Annotated in this window: 25 protein-coding genes; 20 read left to right on the forward strand and 5 right to left on the reverse strand. The window is 71.0% G+C overall.

The features are described from left to right. Positions 1-11: 11 nt before the first annotated feature. Positions 12-419, forward strand: coding sequence for a DUF1489 family protein (locus COA07_RS12770; RefSeq protein WP_066712161.1), 408 nt, complete (start codon positions 12-14; stop codon positions 417-419). Here COA07_RS12770 and COA07_RS12775 read toward each other — a convergent pair. Next, on the reverse strand, positions 416-952 hold the full coding sequence (locus tag COA07_RS12775; protein WP_066712152.1) for a YceD family protein: 537 nt from the start codon (positions 950-952) through the stop codon (positions 416-418). The genes COA07_RS12770 and COA07_RS12775 overlap by 4 nt on opposite strands. Then, on the reverse strand, positions 949-1,467 hold the full coding sequence (locus COA07_RS12780) for a ubiquinol-cytochrome C chaperone family protein (RefSeq protein WP_245842149.1): 519 nt from the start codon (positions 1,465-1,467) through the stop codon (positions 949-951). The genes COA07_RS12775 and COA07_RS12780 overlap by 4 nt, the downstream gene beginning before the upstream one ends. A 128-nt stretch (positions 1,468-1,595) precedes the next feature. Here COA07_RS12780 and COA07_RS12785 point away from each other — a divergent pair, with 128 nt between their 5' ends. The 7 genes from COA07_RS12785 (at position 1,596) to COA07_RS12815 (ending at position 8,811) form a co-directional block, all read left to right on the forward strand. Next, entirely contained in the window at positions 1,596-2,072 is a 477-nt protein-coding gene (locus COA07_RS12785) for an outer membrane protein assembly factor BamE (protein ID WP_083956966.1), read from the forward strand. 126 nt (positions 2,073-2,198) lie between these two features. Next, entirely contained in the window at positions 2,199-2,714 is a 516-nt protein-coding gene (locus tag COA07_RS12790) for an RcnB family protein (RefSeq protein ID WP_066712148.1), read from the forward strand. Positions 2,715-2,948: 234 nt separating this feature from the next. Next, complete coding sequence (locus COA07_RS12795; RefSeq protein ID WP_096641194.1) at positions 2,949-4,316, forward strand: glycosyl transferase family protein; 1,368 nt, start codon at positions 2,949-2,951, stop codon at positions 4,314-4,316. Beyond that, positions 4,313-5,362 (forward strand): hypothetical protein, encoded by a 1,050-nt coding sequence (locus tag COA07_RS12800; protein ID WP_141396537.1) that lies wholly within the window; start codon positions 4,313-4,315, stop codon positions 5,360-5,362. Before COA07_RS12795 ends, COA07_RS12800 begins: the two co-directional genes overlap by 4 nt. A gap of 39 nt (positions 5,363-5,401) precedes the next feature. Continuing rightward, entirely contained in the window at positions 5,402-6,316 is a 915-nt protein-coding gene (locus tag COA07_RS12805) for a sulfite exporter TauE/SafE family protein (RefSeq protein WP_066489408.1), read from the forward strand. Further along, entirely contained in the window at positions 6,313-7,077 is a 765-nt protein-coding gene (locus COA07_RS12810; RefSeq protein WP_066711863.1) for a TIGR02186 family protein, read from the forward strand. The genes COA07_RS12805 and COA07_RS12810 overlap by 4 nt, the downstream gene beginning before the upstream one ends. A 72-nt stretch (positions 7,078-7,149) precedes the next feature. Further along, positions 7,150-8,811 (forward strand): ATP-binding protein, encoded by a 1,662-nt coding sequence (locus tag COA07_RS12815; RefSeq protein ID WP_083956945.1) that lies wholly within the window; start codon positions 7,150-7,152, stop codon positions 8,809-8,811. A gap of 44 nt (positions 8,812-8,855) precedes the next feature. Here COA07_RS12815 and COA07_RS12820 read toward each other — a convergent pair whose 3' ends face one another. Next, entirely contained in the window at positions 8,856-10,319 is a 1,464-nt protein-coding gene (locus COA07_RS12820; protein WP_066711862.1) for a M23 family metallopeptidase, read from the reverse strand. Between the two features lie 204 nt (positions 10,320-10,523). Between COA07_RS12820 and COA07_RS12825 the strand changes: the two genes are divergently transcribed. The 5 genes from COA07_RS12825 to COA07_RS12845 all read left to right on the forward strand — a co-directional run bounded on the left by COA07_RS12825 (position 10,524) and on the right by COA07_RS12845 (position 15,371). Beyond that, positions 10,524-13,016 carry a DEAD/DEAH box helicase gene (locus COA07_RS12825; RefSeq protein ID WP_096641196.1) on the forward strand — a complete coding sequence of 831 codons (2,493 nt, stop codon included), beginning with the start codon at positions 10,524-10,526 and terminating at the stop codon, positions 13,014-13,016. Between the two features lie 39 nt (positions 13,017-13,055). Beyond that, positions 13,056-13,403, forward strand: a complete 348-nt coding sequence (locus tag COA07_RS12830; protein ID WP_096641198.1) for an RNA-binding S4 domain-containing protein — start codon at positions 13,056-13,058, stop codon at positions 13,401-13,403. After that, positions 13,400-13,741, forward strand: a complete 342-nt coding sequence (gene fdxA, locus COA07_RS12835; protein WP_066712919.1) for a ferredoxin FdxA — start codon at positions 13,400-13,402, stop codon at positions 13,739-13,741. Before COA07_RS12830 ends, fdxA begins: the two co-directional genes overlap by 4 nt. Positions 13,742-14,008: 267 nt before the next feature. Further along, positions 14,009-14,542 (forward strand): CarD family transcriptional regulator, encoded by a 534-nt coding sequence (locus tag COA07_RS12840; protein ID WP_066491301.1) that lies wholly within the window; start codon positions 14,009-14,011, stop codon positions 14,540-14,542. A 121-nt stretch (positions 14,543-14,663) separates the two neighbouring features. Then, positions 14,664-15,371, forward strand: coding sequence for a GIN domain-containing protein (locus COA07_RS12845; RefSeq protein WP_169803584.1), 708 nt, complete (start codon positions 14,664-14,666; stop codon positions 15,369-15,371). A 3-nt stretch (positions 15,372-15,374) separates the two neighbouring features. On the opposite strand, the gene COA07_RS12850 is transcribed toward COA07_RS12845, so the two are convergent. Next, entirely contained in the window at positions 15,375-15,908 is a 534-nt protein-coding gene (locus COA07_RS12850; RefSeq protein WP_066712931.1) for a SixA phosphatase family protein, read from the reverse strand. A gap of 15 nt (positions 15,909-15,923) precedes the next feature. Then, positions 15,924-18,653, reverse strand: a complete 2,730-nt coding sequence (locus COA07_RS12855) for an ATP-dependent DNA helicase (protein WP_096641142.1) — start codon at positions 18,651-18,653, stop codon at positions 15,924-15,926. A gap of 155 nt (positions 18,654-18,808) precedes the next feature. Here COA07_RS12855 and sucC point away from each other — a divergent pair, with 155 nt between their 5' ends. The 7 genes from sucC (at position 18,809) to ung (ending at position 23,734) form a co-directional block, all read left to right on the forward strand. After that, positions 18,809-20,008 carry an ADP-forming succinate--CoA ligase subunit beta gene (gene sucC, locus COA07_RS12860; RefSeq protein ID WP_066712118.1) on the forward strand — a complete coding sequence of 400 codons (1,200 nt, stop codon included), beginning with the start codon at positions 18,809-18,811 and terminating at the stop codon, positions 20,006-20,008. Positions 20,009-20,203: 195 nt separating this feature from the next. After that, complete coding sequence (locus COA07_RS12865; protein ID WP_066712102.1) at positions 20,204-20,953, forward strand: electron transfer flavoprotein subunit beta/FixA family protein; 750 nt, start codon at positions 20,204-20,206, stop codon at positions 20,951-20,953. Between the two features lie 24 nt (positions 20,954-20,977). Beyond that, the gene (locus COA07_RS12870; RefSeq protein ID WP_066712107.1) at positions 20,978-21,907 is read left to right on the forward strand and encodes an electron transfer flavoprotein subunit alpha/FixB family protein; all 930 of its coding nucleotides are present in this window, start codon (positions 20,978-20,980) and stop codon (positions 21,905-21,907) included. Between the two features lie 20 nt (positions 21,908-21,927). Beyond that, complete coding sequence (locus COA07_RS18705; RefSeq protein WP_255266805.1) at positions 21,928-22,053, forward strand: hypothetical protein; 126 nt, start codon at positions 21,928-21,930, stop codon at positions 22,051-22,053. A gap of 40 nt (positions 22,054-22,093) precedes the next feature. Beyond that, the gene (locus tag COA07_RS12875) at positions 22,094-22,741 is read left to right on the forward strand and encodes a peptidylprolyl isomerase (RefSeq protein ID WP_066712111.1); all 648 of its coding nucleotides are present in this window, start codon (positions 22,094-22,096) and stop codon (positions 22,739-22,741) included. 63 nt (positions 22,742-22,804) lie between these two features. Continuing rightward, positions 22,805-22,978, forward strand: a complete 174-nt coding sequence (locus tag COA07_RS18335; protein WP_157085320.1) for a hypothetical protein — start codon at positions 22,805-22,807, stop codon at positions 22,976-22,978. 57 nt (positions 22,979-23,035) lie between these two features. Then, positions 23,036-23,734 (forward strand): uracil-DNA glycosylase, encoded by a 699-nt coding sequence (ung, locus tag COA07_RS12880; protein WP_066712114.1) that lies wholly within the window; start codon positions 23,036-23,038, stop codon positions 23,732-23,734. Positions 23,735-23,736 lie beyond the last annotated feature (2 nt).

The following is a 23,736-nucleotide window of genomic DNA, read 5'->3' on the forward strand; positions in this document are numbered from 1 at the left end:
TCGGCGCGACGATGCCGCTTCACCTCACCAAAGTCGCGTTCGGCGCGGCCAGTGTCGACCTGTTGGGCCAGCGGCTCGCCGCGCGCGCCGCCGACGGCCCGGTGTTCCTGACCACCCGCTACCTGCCCAAGCGGCACGAGGAGATCGCCGGGCAAGGCTCGCTGTTCTGGATCATCAAGCACACGCTGGTCGCCCGCTCGCCGATCCTCGGCTTCGGAGAGGCCGACGGCGGGCGCGTCGCGATCCACATCGACCCGGCGCTGCGGCTGGTCCACTCCCGCCCGAAGCGCGCGCATCAGGGCTGGCGCTATCTGGAGGCGGCGGACGCCCCCGGCGACCTGGGCGGGGAAGCGAGCGACAGCCTCGCCGCGATGCCCCCCGCGCTGATCGGCCGGCTCAGCGACCTGGCGCTGATCTAGCCGCGGTCCTCGCCGGCCAGCTTCGCCTTCAGCCCGGCCAGCGCGCCGAACGGTCCGGCCTCCTCCTCGCTGACGACGCCCGCTTCCTTCAGCACCGTGGCGGCGCGCGGGCTGCGCGGAAAGGGATCGAGCGCCAGCGCCATCGTCTCCGCCGCCGCTTCGCCCAGGTCGATTCCCCCGCCCTCGATCTCGACGACGTCGAGCGCGTCTCCCTCCAGTTCGACCTCGTCCAGCTCGATCTCGTCCGCGGCCGCCTCGACGAAGCGCAGCGCGACCGGCTCGTCGACCGTCGCCGGCAACGGATCGCCGGTCACCGAACAGGCCTGCACCACTGCCGCCGTGACGGTGCCGCGCACGTCGATGCCGTTGGCGCCGCGCCGGATCGCCAGCCGCGCCTCCAGCCGCTCGACCGCCACCAGCCCGAATCGCGCCGCCAGCGCCGCGCGCTCGCCCTCGTCGGCGGCGATCGACACCACCCGCTCGTCGCCGCCGATCGTGTCGAGCCGCTCGATCCGCGAAAATTCCGGCGTCACGGCAGTTCCCCCCGCATCATCGCGTCGATCGACACCTCGTCCAGCGCGCGGCGCAGCGCCGCCAGCCCGTCACGCACATGCGCCACCGCATCGGCGGGCGGCGCTTCGCCGCGGTACAGGTTGCGCACCAGCGCCGCATCCATGTCGCCCGCGCCCGCCAGCCCGTCGCGATACGCGCCCAGCCGGCCGCCCAGCATCCCCATCATCCGCCCGACATGTTTGCCCACCACCATGTCGCCGAAGCCGATCTGGCGGACCTGCGCGTCCATGTCCTCGATGAAGCGTTCGGTCAGCTGCGCGGTCGGCGTGGCGCCGGCCGGCTCCTCCGCCTCCAGCCGCAGCAGGACCATCGACAGCACCGCCGCGACCATGTCGAACCGCCCGTCCAGCGTGTCGGGGACGTGCCCGGCCAGGTACCAGTGCGGCTGGCGCGCGCGCGCGACCACCGCATCGTACAGCGGCAGCGCCGCCTGCTGGTCGCCGCGCCCGCCGGTTATTCGTTGCCACCAACCCAAATGCGTCCATCCCGTATCGCGGCGCGCTTGTCTCGCCGGTTCGGGCGGCATATTGAGGCGGACGGCCGCAAAGTCCATGTGCCCCGGACCGGACATTGGCGGCCGATCGCCTGTTGAGCGGAGTATCGATGCGCCCCCTTCTCGTCCTGACGCTTCTCGCCGGCGTCGCCGCCGCGGGTTGCACCCCGCTCCGCTCGCACCAGGGCTATATCGTCGATGCCGATCTGGTGAACGCGATCCAGCCGGGCGTGGACAACCGCCAGTCGGTGCTGGCGACGCTGGGCACGCCCAGCTTCGCGGCGCAGTTCAACCAGGGCGACTGGTATTATATCGCGCGCGACAGCCGCAACCTGGCGTTCAACCCACCCAAGCCCAAGGATCAGCTGACGCTGCAGATCAGCTTCGACCAGGCCGGCAACGTCACCGCGGTGCGCAAGTCCGGGATGGATCAGGTCGCCGCGATCAAGCCCGACAGCAAGACGACGCCGACGCTGGGCCGCAAGCGCGGCTTCTTCCAGGATCTGTTCGGCAACATCGGCACGGTCGGTGCGCCGGGTGCGGGTGCCGGCGGGCCGAGCGGACGCGGGCCGACCGGGCCGAACTGATCCGGCATCGGCGCCGCGAAGCTGTCGTTTCGCTGACGCGACCATTCCCGCGCGGTTCAGCCGGCGCGGTGTAGCCCTCCTGCAACGGTGGCATCGACACGCCATCGTCGTGAACGGAGGTATGTGATGCGTAAGCTGATGACCGCGGCGCTGATCGCCGCGACCCTGGTGCCCGGCGCGGCCTTCGCCCAGTCGCGCGCCGAACTGTACCGCGACCGGCAGGAAATCCACCGCGAACAGCGCCAGCTGGACCGCGCCTATGCCCGTGGCGACTGGCGCGACGTGCGCGAGCAGCGCGGCGACCTGCGCGATGCACGGCGTGAATATCGCGAGGATCTGCGCGATCGACGCGAATGGCAGCGCGACTGGCGACGCGACGACTGGCGCCGCTGGCACGATGCCAACCGCCCGCTCTATGCCCGCGGCAACTGGCGCGCGCCGTTCCGCTACCAGACGTTCCGCCCGGGCGTGCGGATCGCCCCGGCCTATTACGGCACGCGCTACGTCATCGCCGATCCGTGGCGGTATCGCCTGCCCGCCGCCCCGCGCACGGCGCGCTGGGTGCGGCACTATGACGATGCGCTGCTGGTCGACTACCGCCGGGGCGTCGTGCTGGACGTGATCCGCGGCTTCTACTGGTAAGTCCCGCACGGTTCGGCCGCGCCGCCGAGACGCGACGACGCGGCCGGTACCGGCTTGGGGTCGGCACCGGTCCCGAAAGGGGGAAAGGGACCGGGGCGCTTAACGCCCCGTTCGGACTTTGGTTCGCGCGTCGGCGCGCCGTCGTCACCTTGGCCGAAAGGCGTTGCGGATCGGCCACACCCACGTCAGGATGATCGTCGTGCAAGGGGGCTGCACGGGGGGATCATGACGGACATGGCGGGTGCGGCCCTGGCGCTGCTCGACGCGGCGCTGGGGGAGGTCGCGCTGTTCGCGGGCGTGATGATCCTGATCGGCGGGCTGGACGATCTGGCGGTGGACATCGTGTGGCGCCGGCATCGCCGCGCCGACCCGCTGCTCGCCGGCCTGCCGTCCGCGCCGCCGAAGCGGCTGGCGGTGTTCATCCCCGCGTGGGACGAGGCGCGCGTCATCGGCGCGATGCTGCGCGCCGCGCTCGCCCGCTACGATCACCCCGATTATGCGCTGTGCGTCGGCTGCTATCCCAACGATGGCGCGACCATCGCGGCGGTGCGGGCGGTCGCCGCGCAGGACGCGCGGGTGCGGCTGGTGCTCAATCCCGTGCCCGGTCCGACCACCAAGGCTGATTGCCTCAACAGCCTGTGGCATGCGCTGGTCGTGCATGATGCGGCGGACGGGCGGCGTACCGATGCGATCGTCCTCCACGATGCCGAGGATGTCGTCCATCCCGCCGAATTGCGCGTCTTCGACCATCACCTGCGCACCGCCGCACTGGTGCAGGTCCCGGTCGTGCCGCTGATCGACCCGCGCACGCGTCTGGTGTCGGGCCATTATGCCGACGAATTCGCAGGCGCCCATTCCCGCGACCTGCCGGCGCGCGCGGCGCTGGGTGCGGCGCTGCCGCTTGCCGGCGTGGGCTGCGCGATCCGCCGCGACGCGCTGGAGCGGCTTGCCGCCGCGCGTGACGGCGCCCCGTTCGAGGCGCAGAGCCTGACCGAGGATTACGAACTGGGGCTACGCGTCGGGGCGATGGGGCTGGGCGCCTGTTTCGCGCGCTGGCGGGAGCGCGCGGGCGGGCCGCTGGTGGCGACGCGCGCCTATTTTCCCGACAGCGTCGACGCTGCCGTGCGGCAGAAGGCGCGATGGCTGACCGGGATCGCGCTGGCCGGCTGGGACCGGATCGGCTGGGGGCCGCAGCGGCGCCCGGCCGAACTGTGGATGCGGATGCGTGATCGGCGCGGCGTGCTGGCGGCGCTGGTCCTGCTGGCCGCCTATGGCGCGCTGGCGGGGGAGGCCTTGTCGCTGGCGGCGCATGGCTGGCGCGGCGATGCGGCGCCGGTCGCCGGGGCCGGGCTGCGCGTGCTGCTGATCGTCAATGCCGGGCTGCTGGCGTGGCGGTTGTCGATGCGGATGCGGCTGACCGCGGTGGACCATGGCTGGCGCGAAGGGATCGGCGCCATCCCGCGGGTGGTGGTGGCGAACATGATAGCGATGATGGCCGCGCGCCGGGCGCTCGCCCAATATTGGCGGCTGTTGTGGGGCGGCCCGCCGCGGTGGGACAAGACCGCGCATCGCTTCCCCGCCACCCTGCCGGATCGCGCGTGAGGCGCGGCGGACGGCCACTGCGGTTCCTGGCGATGGTGCTGGGCGGCTGGGTGGCGATGCGCATCTGGTTCGTCTGGCCCGCCACGCCGGTGGTCGCCGAGCGGGGGGAGGCGGGCGCCCCACCCGGACCTGCGGCCCTGGTCATCGCGGACCGGCCGGTGATGCGCGGCACGTTGGCGATTGCGGGCGCCCCGCTGCCGCTGTGGTCGATCAGGCCCGCGATGCCGGGAATGCCCGTGCGCGGCCATCCGGCCAGCCCGGCGTCGCGGCGGATATCGGATCGGTACGACATGCCCCTGCCAGCTCCGGCTTCGGCTCCGTCCGCCCCCGACGCCCGGACACGCGCTGACGCCTATACGCTCGCGATGCTCGGGCTGGTCCGTTACGGCAATGCCGAGCCGCCGCCCGCCGGGCCGGGGCGCTGGTCGGCGAGCGTGTGGGCGGTCGTGCGGGGCGGGCGACAGCTGGCCGGCGTCGCGACGCCGCAACTGGGGGGCAGCCAGTCGGGTGCGCGGATCGCCTATGCCCTCGACGATCGCGGCGCGCTGGCGATCGCCGGGCGTGTCGCCGGCGCCTTGTCCACCCGCCAGCAGGAAGCGGCGATCGGCGTGGAATGGCGCCCGCGCGGCAGCCCGCTGCGGCTGGTCGCCGAACGCCGCATCGGCATCGCGCGCACCACCGGCGGCTTCGCGCTGGGGCTGGTCGGCGGGGTCAGCGATCGGCCGCTGCCGCTGGGTTTCCGCCTCGACGGCTATGGGCAGGCCGGGGTGATCGCGCGGGGCGGCGGGGAAGGCTATGCCGACGGCGCCCTGCGCGTCGCGCGCCCGGTGGCCGACCTGGGCGGCGGCATGGCGGTCGATCTGGGACTCGGTGCGTGGGGGGCGGCGCAGCGCGGTGCCGCGCGGCTGGACATCGGTCCCTCCGCCGCGATCACCCTGCCGCTGGGTGACCGTGCGCTGCGCGTGTCGCTCGACTGGCGGCAACGGATCGCGGGGGATGCGCGCCCGGTCTCCGGCCCCGCGCTGTCGATCGGCACCGACTTCTGATGGCGCGGCGGCCGCGAATTCGCTAGCGACGGACGTACGATGGACATCTACCTGCCGATCGCGAACCTGTCGGTGAACGCCTGGGTGATGATCGCGCTCGGGGCCGGCGTCGGGCTGTTGTCGGGCATGTTCGGCGTGGGCGGCGGGTTTCTGACGACGCCGCTGCTGATCGTCTATGGCATCCCGCCGACCGTCGCGGCCGCCTCCGCCGCGTCGCAGGTGACCGGCGCCAGCGTGTCCGGCGTGTTCGCGCATTTCCGCCGCGGCGGGGTGGATACCGTGATGGGCGGCGTGCTGGTGGCCGGCGGCGTGCTGGGGTCGCTGTTTGGGGCCTGGCTGTTCCGGCTGCTCCAGCAATGGGGGCAGATCGATACGACGATCGCGATCACCTACGTCCTGCTGCTCGGCACGATCGGCCTGCTGATGCTGCGCGAGGCGGTGGGGGCGATCGCGGTGGCGCGCGGGCGCCGCGCCCCGCCGCCGCGCCGCCGGCGGCATCACCCGCTGGTCGCGGCGCTGCCGTTCCGGATGCGCTTCTATGCCTCGGGCCTGTACATCTCGCCGCTCGCGCCGCTGCTGCTGGGCTTCGCGACCGGCATCCTGACGATCCTGCTGGGGGTGGGCGGCGGCTTCGTGCTGGTGCCTGCGATGATCTTCCTGCTGGGCATGTCGACGCAGGTCGTGGTGGGGACCAGCCTGTTCCAGATCCTGTTCGTCACCGCCGCGGCCACGATGGTTCACGCCACCACCACCAAGGCGGTGGACATCGTGCTGGCCGGTCTGCTGCTGGTCGGATCGGTGGTCGGCGCGCAGGTCGGCGCACGATTCGCGGCACGCGCGAAGCCCGAATACCTGCGCCTCGCGCTCGCGCTGATGGTGCTGGCGGTGGCGTTCCGCATCGGGCTGGGGCTGGGGTGGCGGCCCGACGACATCTATTCGGTGGAGCTGTCGTGAGGCGCGGCGCGCTGGCTCTGGCGCTGGCGGCACCGCTGCTGACCGCGCAGGCCAAGCCGGTGCTGGTCCCCGACGTGTCCCAGCGCAACATCGACATCGCCTACAGCTTCACCGGCGCCGAACTGCTGCTGTTCGGCGCGATCCTCTACCCCGGCGGACGCTCGCCCGAGGGCAATGCGCCGACCGACGTCGTGATCGTGGTGAAGGGGCCGACCCAGTCGATCGTCATCCGTGAGAAGGAGAAGGTCGCCGGCATCTGGGTCAACGCCGGCCGGCTGCGCTATCGTTCGGCGCCGTCCTTCTACGCGGTCGCCTCGTCCCGCCCGCTCGATCGGCTGGTCGATGCGCGTACCCGCGCGATCTACGAACTGGGCCTCGACGGCCTCCAGCTGTCCCCCGCCTCGGCCGCACCGTCCGCGGTGCAGGACCGGTTCACGCGCGGGCTGGTCGACCTGCGTCGCCGCGCAGGGCTGTTCTACGAGGCGCCGGGCGCGGTGGAGATCACCGACGGCGTCCTGTACCGCGCGCGCGTGTCGATCCCCGCGCGCGTCCCCGTCGGACGGTTCACCGCGGAAACCTTCCTGATCCGCGACGGGCGCGTGCTGGCGGCGGCGGTGCGCGATATCGACATCCGCAAATCCGGGTTCGAACGGTTCGTGGCGCAGGCGGCGGATCGTCACGCGATCCTCTACGGACTGTTCGCGGTGGCGCTGTCGGTGCTGCTGGGCTGGGGGGCGGGGCGGATCGCCGCGCGGACGTGACCCGTTGCACGCTACGTTAACCGTTTCCCGGTAACCATCGCGCGATCATCGGCCATCGTGCGAGAAGCCCGCTTGAACGACCTGTCCGCCACCGGCAGCTTCCATAGTGCGATCCAGGCCGCTTTCGGCGCCTGTGCGCCGACCGCCGAACCGATCGGCTACGTGTCCGGCGTCGACGGCGCGGGCAGCCAGTTGGTGTTCGACGTGGCGGCGCTCGCGCCGCTGGCGCGCCATGCCGACCCGATCGTCGCCGCGGCGGGACAGATGGGCGGGCAGGTGAAGGTGCGCGTCGACGATCGCTGGCTGGTCGCCAGCGTCCGCTCGCTCGGCCTTTCGAACGACCGCACCGACCGGATCGTCGCGCAGATCGATTTCATGGGCGAGGCGCAGGTCGATACCGGTGGCGACGGTCTGCGCGGATTCCGGCGCGGGGTGACCCGCTATCCGATGCCGGGGGACGAAGCCTATCCGATGACCGAGGAAGACCTGCGGCAGGTCTATGCGGTCACCGGCAAGCCCGCGATCACGATCGGCCGCGTCTATCCCACGCGCGACGTCCGCGCATCGCTGTTCGTCGATTCGCTGCTCGGCAAGCATTTCGCGCTGCTCGGTTCGACCGGCACCGGCAAATCGACCGCCGCGGCGCTGATCCTGCACCGTTTGTGCGAAAGCGCGCCACAGGCGCACATCGTCATGATCGACCCGCATGGCGAATATGGCGCGGCATTCCGCGGGCGCGGCGAACTGCTCGACGTGTCGAACCTGCAGATGCCGTACTGGCTCATGAACTTCGAGGAACATTGCGAGGTGCTGCTGCAGTCGAGCGGCGCCGACCGGCAGCTGGAATCGGACATCCTGGCCAAATGCCTGCTGGCCGCGCGCGCCAAGAGCCGGCTGGGCCAGGACATTCCCAAGCTGACCGTCGATGCGCCGGTCCCCTATCTGTTGAGCGACCTGTCGCAGATCCTGCAGCAGGAAATGGGCAAGATGGACCGCGCAGGCGATGTCGCGCCCTATCTGCGGATCAAGAACAAGCTGGACGAGATCAAGACCGATCCGCGCTACGCGTTCATGTTCGCCGGTATGCTGGTGGCCGATTCGATGGCGGCATTCGTCAGCCGCGTCTTCCGCCTGCCGGGCGATGGCCGCCCGATCTCGATCATCGACCTGTCGGGCGTGCCCAGCGAGGTGACGTCGGTGGTGGTCGCGGTGCTGAGCCGGATGGTGTTCGACTTCGCGGTCTGGTCGCGCAACGAACCGCGCCGCCCGGTGCTGCTGATATGCGAGGAGGCGCACCGCTACGTCCCCTCCGATCGCGAGGCGGTCAGTTCGGTGTCGCGGATCCTGGGCCGGATCGCCAAGGAAGGGCGCAAATACGGCGTCGCGCTGGGGCTGGTGACGCAGCGCCCGTCCGATCTGGCCGAAGGCGTGCTGTCGCAATGCGGCACGATCATCGCAATGCGGCTCAACAACGAACGCGACCAGGCGTTCGTCCGCGCGGCGATGCCGGAGGGGGCACGCGGCTTCCTCGACACGCTGCCGGCGCTGCGCAACCGCGAATGCATCATCTGCGGCGAGGGCGTGTCGATCCCGATCCGTGCCTCGTTCGATACGCTGGAAGAGGAGCGGCGGCCGGCATCCGCCGACCCGGTCTTCTCGGAACTGTGGTGCGATCAGGGCGGCGAGGAGCAGAGCATCGCGCGGACGATCCAGCGCTGGCGGCTGGGGCGCTAGCCTGAGCTCCTTTCGGGGTGACGCCCGCCGGCCGCTCCGCCGGGTCAGCGGCCCAGCAGCCGCCCGATCTTCGCCTTCATCGCGCGCATCGTCTCGCGCGATAGCACCTGGACGCTGGACAGCGACAGCGAGCGCGGGTTGACCGGCCGGCCGTTCTTCCAGACTTCCCAGTGGAGGTGCGGGCCGGTGGAGATGCCCGTCGACCCGACATAGCCGATCACCTGGCCGCGGCGCACATGCGCGCCCGGCCCCACCGCGATCCGGCTCATATGGCCATAGCCGGTGGCCAGGCCGCCGGGATGGGCGAGCTTGACGAAATTGCCATAGCCGCCCGACCGGCCGGCGAACTGCACCACCCCGTCGATCGCGGCATAGATCGGGCTGCCATAGGGGGCGCCGATATCCATCCCCTTGTGCATCCGCATGAAGCCGAGCAGCGGATGCATCCGCATCCCGAACGTGGAGGTGACACGGCCCGCGACCGGCATGCCCATGCCGCCGCGCTGTTCGTACTGGCCGTTGGCGTCTTGGAAACCGCCGCCCGATCCGTCGCGGTCGCCCCAGCGGACCAGTTGCAGCTTGCGCCCGCCCTGGTCCAGCCCGGCATATTGCAGCTGCCCCACCTCGACCTCGCCGGTGGCGGCGCGGGCCTGGTCGGCGACGATCTCGAACGTGTCGGACGCGCGCACGTCGCCGATCGACATGCGCGCGGCCAGCGCCTTGATATAGCCTTCGACGATCCGCGCCGGCACCCCCGCGGCGCGCGCCGAACGGTACAGGCTGGGGCCGACGATCCCGCGGACGCGCAGCGGGGTGCGGTCGATCGCGATCGGCCGCCGGTCGAGCGACAGGCCGTCGCCGCTGCGGCGGATCGTCAGGTTGAGGTCGAAGGCGGCGCGGAACGCCAGTTGTTCCAGCGGCCGCGGCTGGAACCGCGTCGCGCGCCGTCCCAGCGTCAGCGACAGGACGGTGCCGGGGCGGATATCGTCCAGCTTCACCGCGCCGGCGACCAGATCGGCGACGCGCCCGGCCTCTCCACCGCCGACGCCGGCGCGCTGCAGCGCGTTGCGCAGCGTATCGCCGTCGGCCAGCGCGGCGGTCAGTTCCACCTGCGGGCGTTCGGGGGTTTCGGCGAGCGGGCGGACCAGCGCGCCCGCGGCCATCCGGCGGCCGGTGGTGGCGCCCAGCGCGATCGGCGCGATCGACTGGGTGCGCGTCTCCTCGAACGCGGCGCCGGTTTCCACCGGGGCGGCATAGCCCATGATCGGGTGCCAGCCGGGCGCCAGCATCCACGCGCCCGCGCACAAAGCGGTGCAGGTCGCCAGCCCGCGCCACCAGTCGCGGCTGCCGATGCGCTGCCCCAGGTCCGGCGTCCAATCGGTATGGGCGGCGGCGATGCGCAGGCGATCGTACAGGCTGCGGTCGGCGAGCGGGACGAGTTGCCGCCCGAATGCGCGCGCGCCAGCCCCGCCGGCGAACTCCCAACCCTGTTGCTCGCGTAGGAACACGCCCGCGTCAGCCCCTTTGTACGAACGCCGACTACCCCCCGGCGTGAGGTGGGAAGCGTTGTGGACGCCAAAGGCTAAAGTCAAATTAACCCGGTGACTTGGCGCGCGCGCCTGCGCCAGAGCGTGGGCGCGCCGCGCCGAATCGCGCGCGATGTGCGACAGCGATTGCATCGCGCGCGCCGACACCCGATGTACACCATCGTCATGACGCTTCACGATCGCCCGCGCGTCACCGCCGTGCTGGGGCCGACCAACACGGGCAAGACGCATCTCGCGATCGAGCGGATGTGCGCCCATTCCAGCGGGATGATCGGCTTCCCGCTGCGGTTGCTGGCGCGCGAGGTGTACGACCGCGTGGTCGCGATCAAGGGGCGCGAACGGGTGGCGCTGATCACCGGGGAGGAGCGGATCGTCCCCCCCGACGCGCGCTGGTTCCTGTGCACCGCGGAGAGCATGCCGCTGCAGCGCGACGTCGCGTTCGTGGCGCTGGACGAGGCGCAGCTGGGCGCCGATCGTGAGCGCGGGCACGTCTTCACCGATCGGCTGCTGCGCGCCCGCGGGCGTGAGGAGACGATGATCCTGGGGTCGGAGGCGCTGCGCCCGGTGCTGCGCGCGCTGATCCCCGGCGTCGAGATCGTCGAGCGGCCGCGCTTCTCGACGCTCAGCTATGCCGGCGCGAAGAAGCTGTCGCGGCTGCCGCGCCGGTCCGCGGTCGTCGCCTTTTCCGCGGAGGAGGTCTATGCCACCGCCGAGATGCTGCGGCGGCTGCGCGGTGGGGCGGCGGTGGTGATGGGGGCGTTGTCGCCGCGGACCCGCAACGCCCAGGTCGCCATGTTCCAGGCGGGCGAGGTCGACTATCTCGTCGCCACTGATGCGATCGGCATGGGGCTGAACCTCGATGTCGGGCATGTCGCCTTCGCCGGGCTGACCAAGTTCGACGGTTATCAGCGCCGCCGGCTGACGGTGGCGGAGATGGCGCAGATCGCGGGACGCGCGGGCCGGCATCAGCGCGACGGGACGTTCGGCGCGCTGGTCGCCGAGGGGCCGGATGCGTTCGAGCCGGAGGAGGTCGCCGCGATCGAGGGGCATCGCTTCCCGCGGCTCGACTGGCTGTACTGGCGTGACGGCGAACCGGATCTGTCGAGCCTCGACGCGCTGATCGCCAGCCTGGCGCGGCGCCCCGACCACGAACGGCTGCGCGCCGCGCCCGAGGCAATCGACGTCAAGGTGCTGAAGCGGCTGGCCGAGGAGGCGGGCGTGCGTGACCGGGCGCGCGGCGCCAATGTCGCGCGGCTGTGGGCGGCGTGCGGCATTCCCGATTTCGCGAAGCTGGGCCTCGATCCGCATGCGCGTTTCGTCGGCCGCGTGTTCGGCTACCTCGCGCAGGGGTATATCCCGCACCAGTGGTTCGCGGACGAGGTCGCGCGGCTCGACCGGGTCGAGGGCGATGTGGAGACGATCGCGGGGCGCATCGCGGCAATCCGCAGCTGGGCCTATATCGCGCAGCGCCCCGACTGGCTGGCCGATCCGGCGCATTGGGCGGCGCGCACGCTGGCGATCGAGGAGCGTTTGTCCGATGCGCTGCACGCCGGGCTGACGCAGCGCTTCGTCGACAAGCGGACGACCGCACTGGCGCGCAAGATCGGGGGGGGCGCGGGCGCGCTGCCCGTGGAGATCGATGCGCAAGGCGAGGTGACGATCGACACCCACCCGATCGGCCGGCTGGAGGGCTTTCGCTTCCTGGTCGCGCCCGATGCCAATGCCGCGGACAAGCGATTGTTGCTGGCCACCGCCGAAAAGCGGCTCGCCGGGGAACGACGGCGCCGCGCGGAGGCGCTGATCGCCGCGCAGGACCACGGCTTCGCGCTGGGCGAGGACGGCGCGATCCTGTCGCAGGGGCTGGCGGTGGCGCGGCTGGCGCGCGGGTCGTCGCTGATGCGGCCGCAACTAATGCTCGATCCCGCACTCGACTGTCTCGATCCGGGCGTGCGCGATCGGGTCGCGGCGCGGCTGCGCGACTGGGTGGCGAGCGCGGCGGGGACGGCGCTCCCCGCGCTTGCCGCGCTGTCGCAGGCGGCGCGGGCCGAATCCGCCGGCCCTGCGCTGCGCAGCATCGCGGGCGCGCTGGAGGCGGGCGGCGGCTTTGCCGAGCGGCTGCCGCTGCGCAGCTCGGTGGAGGCGCTGACGCCCGACCAGCGGCGCTGGCTGCGGCGGCAGGGGGTGACGATCGGCGCGCTGGACCTGTTCGACCCGCGGTTGCTCAAGCCCGGCGCGCAGCGGTGGCGGCGCGCGCTGCTGCGGGCGGCGGGTGCGCCCGTGGCCGAGGCGCCGGCGCAGGGGGCGACGGTGCTGCCGCGCGGCGCGGCGGGGGCGGTACCGGCGATGGGCTATCGCCTGATCGCCGCACAGGCGGTGCGGATCGACATGGTCGAGCGGATCGCCCGCGCGGTGCACGACGCGCGCGGCGGCGATTCGCCGCGCGCGCCCTTTACCCCCGATCCCGCGCTGGCGGTGTCGATCGGGCTGGAGCCGGCGACGATCGCGCGGCTGATGGCCGAACTGGGGTTCCGCCCGGCCGCGGGGGGCGACGGCCCGCCGCGCTACGTCTGGCGTGGCCGCGCGCGCGCCGTGGCGGCGCCGGTGCGCCCCGCGCCGGACAATGCCTTTGCCGCGCTGGCCGACTGGGGGCGATCGTGAGTGACACGGCGTGAGCGGTGCGGCGTGAGCGGCGCGTCGATGCGGCTCGACCGCTTCCTGTGGTTCGCACGGCTGGCGCGGTCGCGCGACGCGGCGCAGGACATGGCGTGCGCGGGCCATCTGCGCATCGACGGACGCGCGATCGACCGCGCGCACGCGCCGGTCCGTATCGGCAACATCCTGACCTTCGTCCACGCCGGGCGGGTGCGCGTGCTGCGTGTCGAGGCGCTGCCGCACCGGCGCGGCCCGGCACCGGAGGCGCAGGCCTGTTACCAGGATCTGGTGGTCGATCCGCCCGCGAACGTGTCGCATCACGATGCTGGGGCGTTGACGCAGGCGTCAGGCTTCGCAAAAGCGTGCGCCGGAACAGAGGAACCCGATCCATGACCTACGTCGTCACCGACGCCTGCATCCGCTGCAAATATATGGACTGCGTCGAAGTGTGTCCGGTCGACTGTTTCTATGAGGGCGAGAACATGCTCGTCATCAATCCGTCCGAGTGCATCGACTGCGGCGTGTGCGAGCCGGAATGCCCCGCCGAGGCGATCCTGCCCGACACCGAAAGCGGGCTGGAACAGTGGCTGGAGCTGAACAACACCTTCTCCGCGCAATGGCCCAACGTCACCCGCAAGGCCGATCAGACCCCCGCGGATGCCGACGAGCACAAGGGCGAGGACGGCAAGTACGACAAGTATTTCTCGCCGGAGCCGGGCGCGGGCGACTGAGATCGTTGCCGCGCGCGGGCACTGCCCGCCGCTCCTGCCGGTGCCACCGTCCCGCCGCGGAACCGGAAAGGTTCCCGCGCGTCAGCCGTGCTGTCCCAAAGGCGCTGGAAATTTTGTTGCGGCGATGCTACATACGTCCGGCACGGGCGCTTTGTCATTTCCCGCGCCCGATGGAGACGTCCAACCTATCTGTCCCTGACGACGCCCTCCCGCGACGGTCCGTGTCGCGGCGCCGCGTCCCGGGCAACAACACCGGAAAGGCCACCTATGGCTGCCAAGGCTCTGCATTTCGATGTCGGTGACTATGTCGTCTATCCCAAGCACGGTGTCGGCCGTGTGATCGAGCTGCAGAAACAGGAAATCGCGGGCATGCAGCTGGAGCTGTACGTGCTGCGGTTCGAGAAGGAGCGCATGACGCTGCGCGTTCCCACCAACAAGGCCGAATCGGTCGGCATGCGCAAGCTGTCGTCGGACAAGACGATGCGCGAGGCGATGGAAACGCTGAAGGGCAAGCCCAAGGTGAAGCGTACCATGTGGTCGCGCCGCGCGCAGGAATACGAAGCGAAGATCAACTCGGGCGACCTGGCGTCGATCGCCGAGGTGGTCCGCGACCTGTTCCGCGCCGACGACCAGCCCGAGCAGAGCTATTCCGAGCGGCAGATCTTCGAGGGCGCGTGCAGCCGCCTGGCGCGCGAACTGGCGGCGATGGAGCAGATCGACGAGCCGGCCGCACAGGAGAAGATCCTGGAGATCCTGCGCACCGCCGCGGCGATCTACAACAAGGACAAGGTGCCGGCCTGATCCGGCATCCTTTCCGATGACGACAGGGGGCGGTCCGCACGGGTCGCCCCTTTTCGTTTGCGCAAACCCTGCGATCGACTCAACATTGACAACATTGGGGGCGACGATGATCGGGCGGACGATGCGATGGATCGCCGGGACGGTGCTGGCGCTGGGCGCGATCCCCGCGTCCGCGTCCGAGCGCAGCTGGCATCTGGGCAGCGCCGAGCGGTTGCAGGTCGAGGCCCCGCTGGCGGTGACCGTCACCACCGGCGCGGGCAATGCCGTGCGCGCGACCGCGGACGATCCGCGCGTGCTGGATGGGCTGGAGGTCACCGTCAACGCGGGCACGCTGCTGATCCGGCTGGCGGGCAATGCGGTGCGTCCGGCGACGTCGCTGCGCGGCGTCGTCACGGTCGCGGTGCCGCGGCTCCGGTCGGTGGCGCTGTTCGCCGACGCGCCGGTGACCGTGGCGGGGATGCGCGGCGACCGCGTCATGCTGACGGTGACGGGGAAGGGGGCGCTGACCGTTACCGCGCTCGACACGCCGCAACTGGTCGCGACCTTGATCGGCGCGGGCAGCATGTCGCTGTCGGGCCGCGCGGCCGAGGTGCGGCTGGCGGCGAGCGGGATCGGATCGCAGGCCGGGACGGTCGATGCGGCGGGGCTGGTCGCTGACCGGCTGGTCATTCAGGCGGGCGATGCGGCGCGAGTGCGCGGGGCCGCGCGTTCTATGGCGACGGTCCGCGCATCGGCGGGCAGCGTGGTGGATGTCGCCGGCAACCCGGCCTGCACGGTGCGGTCGTCGGCCGATTCGCAGGTGCGGTGCGCCGGCGCGGCGGCGCGCTGACGCTCAGGCTTCGGGGCCGAGTTCGGGATCGACGTCGCGCGGGCGGATGAAGCGCGTCAGCGTGGCGCCGCCGGGCGCCACCGCCGCCCAGTCGTCCACAGCGAAGGTCATCTGCGCCAGCGTCGCGGTGGGATATTTCTCCTCCACGCTGTCGCGCAGCCCGCCGCGTTCGTCGGGGACCAGCATCAGCACCAGATCCTCCAGTCCCGGATTGTGCCCGACCACCAGCAGTGAGCCGACATCGGCCGGGCATTCGCGGATTACGTCCAGCAGGCTGGCGGCGGATGCCAGATACAGCCGCCGGTCCCATTCCGGCGTCATCCGCCCGAATCCCTGGCCGACGTCGTCCAGCGTTTCCTGAACCCGTACCGCCGGGGAGGCGATCACCCGGTCGAACGCCATCTCCAGCGCACGCAGGTGGCGCCCCATCGTCGCGGCTGCGCGGCGCCCGCGCGGGTTGAGCGGGCGCTCGAAATCGCGCGCCACCGGATCGTCCCAGCCCGATTTGGCGTGGCGCAGCAGCGTCAGCGTCTTCACCGGTCCTGATCTCCGTTAGGCGATGTCGTGCGCCGCCTCATGCCCGATCGTGCGCGTCGAGGAAAGCCGCTGTCGCACCCTGACGATCGCCTCGTCCAGCGGAACGCGCGCCACCGGCACGCCCGGCGGAAAGGCGTCGAGCAGGCGCGACGGCATCGCGGAGGACAGCAGCACGAACAGCCCATTGTCGTCGCGCCGCCGGATCAGCCGCCCGAACGCCTGCGCCAGCCGCGCGCGCACGATGCGGTCGTCATAGGCGTTGCCTCCGCCCCCGCCGGGCATGGCATCCGCCATCCGGCGCGCGGCATGCAGCACCGTCGGCTTGGGCCAGGGCACGCCCTCCATTACCACCAGCCGCAGCGAATCGCCCGGTACGTCCACCCCGTCGCGCAGCGCATCGGTGCCCAGCAGGCTGGAATGCGGATCGTCGCGAAAGATATCGACCAGCGTGCCGGTATCGACCGGATCGACATGCTGCGCATGCAGCGGCAGCCCGGCGCGCGACAGCCGGTCGGCGATCCGGGCGTGGACCGCGCGCAGCCGGCGGATCGCGGTGAACAGCCCCAGCGCGCCGCCCGCGCTCGCCTCGATCAGCCGGGCATAAGCATTGGCCAGCCCCGGCACGTCGCCGCGCTTCACGTCGGTGACGATCAGCACCTCGGCCTGGGTGGCATAGTCGAACGGGCTGGGGGCGACGAACCGTTCGGGCGCGCGCGGCAGATGCGGCGCCCCCACCCGCGCCTCCGCGACCGACCAGTCGCCCCCCCCGGTCAGTGTGGCCGAGGTCACCAGGGCGCCGTGCGCCGGTTTCAACACGGTGTCGGCAAAGGGGATGGTCGGATCGACCCAGCGGCGGTGCAGCCCCATGTCGAACTCGCGTCCCTCGACCCGGTCCACCGCCAGCCAGTCGACGAAGCGCGCATCCGCCGGCCCGCCGACCCGCGCCAGCAGCGCCAGCCACCCCGCCACCGTCTCCGCCCGCCATCCGAGCGACGCGATCGCGCCCTCGATCCGCGCGCGCGCCGGCCCGTCCATCCAGTCGGGCGCCTCCGCCAGCACCGCCTCCAGCCGCTTGCCCAGCGCGACCATCGGGCGGACGAGCGCGTCGAGCGCCTGCGCCGCCGGCGCCGCCGCCTCGATCAGTTCGGGCGACGGCGCCGCCAGCTCGGTTTCCAGCCCGTATCCCGCCTCGGCATCCTGTTCGGCGCGCGCATAGGCCAGCCCGCGCACCGCGGCGAGCAGGTGTTCGATCGCCCCGAACGGCGCCCCCTCGGCGATCCGCGCAAGCCAGCCGTCCGCCGCCAGCGATCCCGCCGCGGCGACGATATCGGATATCGCGCGCGCGCCCTGTTCGTCATACCCCGCGACATCGGACAGCCGCGCCTGAAGCCCGCGCCGCCGACCGCGCGATCCGCCCTCCGGCCCGATGATCCAGCGGCGCAGCTCGATCGTCTCCTGCCCGGTCAGCGCGGTGCCGAACATCGCATCCGCCGCATCGAACAGATGATGCCCTTCGTCGAAGACGTAGCGGGTCGGGCGGGTCGCGAGTTCGCGACCGCGCGCGGCATTGACCATCACCAGCGCATGGTTGGCGATCACCAGGTCCGCCTCTGCCGACGCGCGCGCGGCGCGTTCGATGAAGCATTTGCGATAATGCGGGCAACCGGCATAGATGCACTCGCCACGCCGGTCGGTCAGCGCGGCGGAGCCGTTGCGGCGGAACAGCGTGGTCAGCCAGCCAGGCAGATCGCCGCCCACCATGTCGCCGTCGTCGGTATAGGCGGCCCAGCGCGCGACCAGATGCGCCAGGATCGCGGCGCGTCCCGCGAAACCGCCCTGCAACGCATCCTCCAGGTTGAGCAGGCACAGGTAATTCTCGCGTCCCTTGCGCGTCACCACCCTGGCCTTGCGGATGGCGCGATCGGGGTGGAGGCGCGTCGTCTCATGCCCCAGCTGGCGTTGCAGCGCCTTGGTATAGGTGGAGATCCACACCGCTCCGCCCGCCTGTTCGGCCCAGAGCGACGCCGGCGCGAGATAGCCGAGCGTCTTGCCGATCCCCGTTCCCGCCTCCGCCAGCACCAGGTTCGGCACCTCGCGCGCAACGCGCGGGGCGAAGGCGCCCGCGGCGGCGGCGGCATAGGCGCGCTGCCCGCCGCGCGCCTCCGCCCCGGCGCCGGTCAGCGCCGTCAGCCGATCGGCAACCTCGCGATCGTCCAGCGTCACGGTGCGCGGGGCAGGGCGCGGCGCGGCCTCGCTCCATTCCGGCAGCCGCGTGAACAGCCAGCGTTCGCTCTGCTCGGGCTTGCGCAGGCGCGGCGTCACGACCGGCGCCCACCCCCAGCGCGCGCGCGCCAGCGATTGCGCCGCGGTCCACGCCCCCTCCCGCTCGGGCCAATCGGCGTCGGTCACGGCCAGCATCCGTGCCGCCGCCTCCAGCAGGAAGGGCGCGACATCGGCTTCCGACCCGGGCGGCGTCAGTCCGGTCGCCTGCGCCACGCCCTTGGGCGTCGGCACCATGAAGCGGGCGGGGTGGAGGAACGCGAACAGTTCCAGCACGTCCAGCCCCGACAGATCGGCATAGCCCAGCCGCTGCCCGACCAAGGGCGCGTTGAGCAGGATCACCGGCGTGTCCGCCGCCAGCCGGATCGCCTCGCCGCGCGACAGCGCGCGCACCGGTTCGTCGCGCTGCGCCACCCAGATGCCGGAATGGCTGGCGTGCAGCGCGGGATACGGGAGCGACGTCACGGCCCCTAGGTGGCCCCAACGGAACAGAATGGCAACCGCTGGCGTGATACCGCAAATGCTTCGCAGCTGCACATATGAAGGTGGATTCGCGTCAAGCCGTGTGCTTTAGGCCGTGGGAACGCATTCGACTCTATCAATTGCTGGAGGATCGGCCCGTGAACATCCACGAATACCAGGCCAAGGAATTGCTCGCCAAGTTCGGCGTCCCCGTGCCCGCAGGTTATGCCGCGATGAGCGTGGATGAAGCGGTCGCCGTTTCGAAGAAGCTGCCCGGGCCGCTCTACGTCGTCAAGGCGCAGATCCATGCCGGTGGCCGCGGCAAGGGCAAGTTCAAGGAACTGCCGGAAGGCAGCAAGGGCGGCGTCCGCCTCGCCAGGACCGAGGATGAGGTGCGCCACGCCGCGACCGAGATGCTGGGCAACACGCTGGTGACGATCCAGACGGGTGAGGCCGGCAAGCAGGTCAACCGGCTGTACGTGACCGACGGCGTCGACATCGCCAAGGAATTCTACCTTGCGCTGCTGGTCGATCGCGCCACCGGCCGCGTCGCCTTCGTCGTGTCGACCGAGGGCGGGATGGACATCGAAACCGTTGCGCACGACACGCCGGAGAAGATCCACACGTTCGACGTCGATCCGGCCACCGGCTTCCAGCCGCACCACGGCCGCGCCGTCGCCAATGCGCTGGGCCTCGAGGGCGATCTGGCCAAGCAGGCGCAGAGCCTGGCGGGCAAGGTGTACGACGCGTTCCTGGGCACCGATTCCTCGCAGATCGAGATCAACCCGCTCGCCGTCACCGACGACGGCAAGCTGATGGTCCTCGACGCCAAGGTCGGCTTCGACGGCAATGCGATGTTCCGTCACAAGGACCTGATGGAACTGCGCGACGAGACCGAGGAGGATCCCGCCGAGCTGGAAGCGTCGAAGTACGACCTGGCCTATATCAAGCTGGACGGCGACATCGGCTGCATGGTGAACGGCGCGGGCCTGGCCATGGCGACGATGGACATCATCAAGCTGAACGGCATGTTCCCGGCCAACTTCCTCGACGTCGGCGGCGGCGCCTCGAAGGAGAAGGTGACCGCGGCGTTCAAGATCATCCTCGCCGATCCGGCGGTGAAGGGTATCCTCGTCAACATCTTCGGCGGGATCATGAAGTGCGACATCATCGCCGAGGGCATCGTTGCCGCGGCGAAGGAAGTGAACCTGTCGGTGCCGCTGGTCGTCCGCCTGGAAGGCACGAACGTCGAGCAGGGCAAGGAAATCCTGTCGAACTCGGGCCTTGCCATCGTGCCGGCCAACGACCTGGGCGATGCGGCGAAGAAGATCGTCGCCGAGGTGCAGAAGGCGGCGTGACCCGGCGCCGTCGCCCTTGAAGCGAATCGGGCGGCCCGGGCGTTGATCGCCCGGGCCGTTTCTTTTTGTGCCGCTGACGCTACGGAAAGGCGCGCCGGTACGCGCAACGCCATACCGCACTTGCGAAAAGCGGCCTGAACAGCCATGTGGATCGCCGACGCGACCGCGTAAGGACAGGATGAGGAAGGAGCCTCGATGAAGGTCTTGGTGCCGGTCAAGCGCGTGCTTGACTATAACGTGAAGCCCCGCGTGAAGGCGGATGGGTCCGGCGTGGACCTCGCCAACGTGAAGATGAGCATGAACCCCTTCGACGAAATCGCCGTCGAGGAGGCGATCCGGCTCAAGGAAAAGGGCATTGTGACCGAGATCGTCGCCGTCTCGATCGGTGAGGCCAAGGCGCAGGAAACGCTGCGCACCGCGCTGGCGATGGGCGCCGACCGCGCGATCCTGGTCACCGCGGAGGACAAGGTCGAGCCGCTGGGCGTCGCCAAGATCCTCGCCAAGATCGTCGAGGAGGAACAGCCCTCGCTGGTCATCCTGGGCAAGCAGGCGATCGACGACGACAACAACCAGACCGGGCAGATGCTGGCGGGGCTGCTCGGCTGGGGCCAGGCGACCTTCGCGTCGAAGGTCGAGCTGACCGCCGATGCCGCCAAGGTCACCCGCGAAGTGGACGGCGGCCTGGAGACCGACAGCTACAAGCTGCCGGCGATCGTCACCACCGACCTGCGCCTCAACGAGCCGCGCTACGCCAGCCTTCCGAACATCATGAAGGCCAAGTCCAAGCCGCTCGCGCAGAAGACCGCCGCCGATTACGGCGTCGACGTCACGCCGCGGATCAAGACGCTGAAGGTCACCGAACCGGCCAAGCGCCAGGCCGGGATCAAGGTCGCCGATGTCGACGAGCTGGTGAACAAGCTCAAGTCGATGGGCATCGCCAAGTAAGCGCCGGGCAGAGAGGATAGAGACATGAAGACTCTCGTTTGGGTCGAACACGACGGCAGCGCCGTCAAGGACGCCACGCTGTCGGCGGTCACCGCCGCGTCGAAGCTGGGCGAAGTGCACCTGCTGGTCGCCGGTCAGGGTGTCGGCGGCGTCGCCGAGGCGGCGGCGAAGATCGCGGGCGTCGGCAAGGTGCATGTCGCCGACGACGCGGCCTATGCCCACCAGCTGGCCGAGAATGTCGCGCCGCTGGTCAAGCAGCTGATGGACGGTCACGACGCCTTCGTCGCGCCGGCCACCACCTCGGGCAAGGCGATCGCGCCGCGCGTCGCGGCGCTGCTCGACGTCATGCAGATCAGCGACATCCTGTCGGTGGAGGGCGAGGACACGTTCACCCGCCCGATCTACGCCGGCAACGCCATCGCCACGGTGCAGACGTCGGATGCCAAGAAGGTCATCACCGTTCGCGGCACCGCGTTCGAGAAGGCCGCGGCAGAGGGCGGATCGGGCACCGTCGAGGCGGTCGCGACGACCGGCGAGGCCGGCCTGTCGACGTTCGAGGGGCAGGAGATCGCCGAGCTGACCCGCCCCGAGCTGACCAGCGCGAAGATCATCGTGTCGGGCGGGCGCGCGCTCGGTTCGGGCGAGAAGTTCGTCGAGATCATCGAGCCGCTGGCGGACAAGCTGGGCGCCGGCGTCGGCGCCAGCCGCGCGGCGGTGGACGCGGGCTATGTCCCCAACGACTATCAGGTCGGCCAGACCGGCAAGATCGTCGCCCCGGAAGTCTATGTCGCGGTCGGCATCTCGGGCGCGATCCAGCACCTGGCCGGCATGAAGGACAGCAAGACGATCATCGCGATCAACAAGGACGAAGACGCGCCGATCTTCCAGGTGGCGGACATCGGCCTGGTCGGCGATCTGTTCAAGATCGTCCCGGAGCTGACCGAAAAGCTGTGACGGCACGGAGCGGGCGCTCCATGACCGAGGTAAAGGAGGGCGGCGCCGACCGGGCGACCGCCCTCTTTTCGTCGGTGGGGGCGATGCATCATCCCGGCGCGGCGACGGGGGTGCTGGCCGCGCCGCTGGCGTGGCTGGGCGTGTGAAGGGTTGCGCGTGGGCCTCACGCGCCGGATAGGGGCGGGCATGCGCTTCCTCTCCCTTCTGATCCTCCCCCTCTTGGTCGCAACGCCCGCGACCGCGCAGCGCGCCGACCGGGCGACGCCCGGCTGGGTGCGGGTGCGGATGGAGACCGCCGACGGCCCGATCGTGCTGGCGCTGAACCAGCGGCGCGCGCCGGTCACCACCGCCAATTTCCTGCGCTACGTCGATGACGGGCGGTTCGACGGGGTCAGTTTCTATCGCACCGCGCGCAACCGCCGCGCGCCGCAATATGGCTTCATCCAGTCCGGCATCCGCACCGATGCGCGCCGCTTCCTGGACATGATCCCGCACGAATCGACGAAGAAGACCGGCATCCGCCATCTGGACATGACCATTTCCATGGCGCGCAAGGGGCCGCCGGGATCGGCGAACGGCAATTTCTTCATCACCGTCGGCGCGATGCCGTCGATGGACTGGTCCCCCGCCGACCCCGGCTATGCCGCGTTCGGGCGCGTCGTGGGCGGGCAGGCGACCGTGCGCCGCATCCTGGCGGAAAAGACCGGGGGCGGGATGAAGGGGACGTTGATGCTGAAGCCCGTCCGCGTCGACCGCGTCATCCGGCTGGACGGCACCCCCAAGCCCACCGGCCGCCCGCGCCCGTGGCTGATCGAGCGGCGTACCGAGGGCTGAACCGGCCGGGCCGCCGGGCCCGTCCGCCGTCGCCACCCGTTGATGCCGCGAAGGAGACGGATGATGGAACGGCAACCCAACAAGCCCGGCGGCGACGTGCGCGACGACGGCACGATCCGCGACGCGGGCGACGAACAGGCGGTGAAAAACCAGGGGCAGGTATCGCCCGAGGATTATCCCAAGAAGGACGGCGGCCGCGCCACCGGCGCCGATTCGGCGAGCGGCATTCCGGACTAGCCGCCCTCCGCCACCCCCGCATGGACGCGCCCGCGCCGGCGGGATAGGAGGCGCGGCATGGCCGATCCGCGCATCGACACGAGCTGGCTGGAGCCGCTGCGCCCGACGCTGGACAGCGACGGGATGGCGGCGCTGCGCGATTTCCTGCGTGCCGAAAAGGCGGCGGGCAAGCGCATCTTCCCGCATTCCGCCGACTGGTTCCGCGCGCTGGAACTGACCCCATTGCCCGACGTGCGCGTCGTCATCCTGGGGCAGGACCCGTATCACGGGGCGGGGCAGGCGCATGGGTTGTGCTTTTCCGTTCGGCCGGGGGTGAAGCCGCCGCCCAGCCTCATCAACATCTACAAGGAACTGGCCGACGATTGCGGCGTCACCCCGCCCGCGCACGGTTTCCTGGAACATTGGGCGCGGCAGGGGGTGCTGCTGCTCAACACCGTGCTGACCGTCGAGGAGGGGCAGGCCGCCTCGCACCGCGACCGCGGGTGGGAGGGGTTCACCGACGCAGTGATCCGGCTGGTCGCGGCGAAGGAAGAGCCGGTCGTCTTCCTGTTGTGGGGTAGCCATGCGCAGAAGAAGGCCGCGTTCGTGAAGGACGTGGGCCGGGGCGGGCATCATCTGGTGCTGACCGCGCCGCACCCCTCGCCGCTGTCGGCGTACAAGGGCTGGTTCGGATCGCGGCATTTCAGCCGCGCCAATGCGTTCCTGGCCGAGCACGGCCGGGGGACGATCGACTGGGCGCTGCCCGCGACGGTGTGAGC

Origin of the sequence: Sphingomonas adhaesiva, assembly GCF_002374855.1 — a bacterium.
GTDB classification, from domain to species: Bacteria; Pseudomonadota; Alphaproteobacteria; order Sphingomonadales; family Sphingomonadaceae; genus Sphingomonas; species Sphingomonas adhaesiva.

Coding starts and splice junctions, on each gene's coding strand:
- COA07_RS12865 (WP_066712102.1), top strand. CDS start 20,204: ATGAAGGTCTTGGTGCCGGTCAAGCGCGTGCTTGACTATAACGTGAAG.
- COA07_RS12840 (WP_066491301.1), top strand. CDS start 14,009: ATGGCTGCCAAGGCTCTGCATTTCGATGTCGGTGACTATGTCGTCTAT.
- COA07_RS12845 (WP_169803584.1), top strand. CDS start 14,664: ATGCGATGGATCGCCGGGACGGTGCTGGCGCTGGGCGCGATCCCCGCG.
- COA07_RS12795 (WP_096641194.1), top strand. CDS start 2,949: ATGGCGGGTGCGGCCCTGGCGCTGCTCGACGCGGCGCTGGGGGAGGTC.
- COA07_RS12770 (WP_066712161.1), top strand. CDS start 12: ATGCCGCTTCACCTCACCAAAGTCGCGTTCGGCGCGGCCAGTGTCGAC.
- COA07_RS12805 (WP_066489408.1), top strand. CDS start 5,402: ATGGACATCTACCTGCCGATCGCGAACCTGTCGGTGAACGCCTGGGTG.
- COA07_RS12790 (WP_066712148.1), top strand. CDS start 2,199: ATGCGTAAGCTGATGACCGCGGCGCTGATCGCCGCGACCCTGGTGCCC.
- COA07_RS12870 (WP_066712107.1), top strand. CDS start 20,978: ATGAAGACTCTCGTTTGGGTCGAACACGACGGCAGCGCCGTCAAGGAC.
- COA07_RS12785 (WP_083956966.1), top strand. CDS start 1,596: ATGCGCCCCCTTCTCGTCCTGACGCTTCTCGCCGGCGTCGCCGCCGCG.
- COA07_RS12825 (WP_096641196.1), top strand. CDS start 10,524: ATGACGCTTCACGATCGCCCGCGCGTCACCGCCGTGCTGGGGCCGACC.
- fdxA (WP_066712919.1), top strand. CDS start 13,400: ATGACCTACGTCGTCACCGACGCCTGCATCCGCTGCAAATATATGGAC.
- COA07_RS18335 (WP_157085320.1), top strand. CDS start 22,805: ATGGAACGGCAACCCAACAAGCCCGGCGGCGACGTGCGCGACGACGGC.
- ung (WP_066712114.1), top strand. CDS start 23,036: ATGGCCGATCCGCGCATCGACACGAGCTGGCTGGAGCCGCTGCGCCCG.
- COA07_RS18705 (WP_255266805.1), top strand. CDS start 21,928: ATGACCGAGGTAAAGGAGGGCGGCGCCGACCGGGCGACCGCCCTCTTT.
- COA07_RS12875 (WP_066712111.1), top strand. CDS start 22,094: ATGCGCTTCCTCTCCCTTCTGATCCTCCCCCTCTTGGTCGCAACGCCC.
- COA07_RS12830 (WP_096641198.1), top strand. CDS start 13,056: ATGCGGCTCGACCGCTTCCTGTGGTTCGCACGGCTGGCGCGGTCGCGC.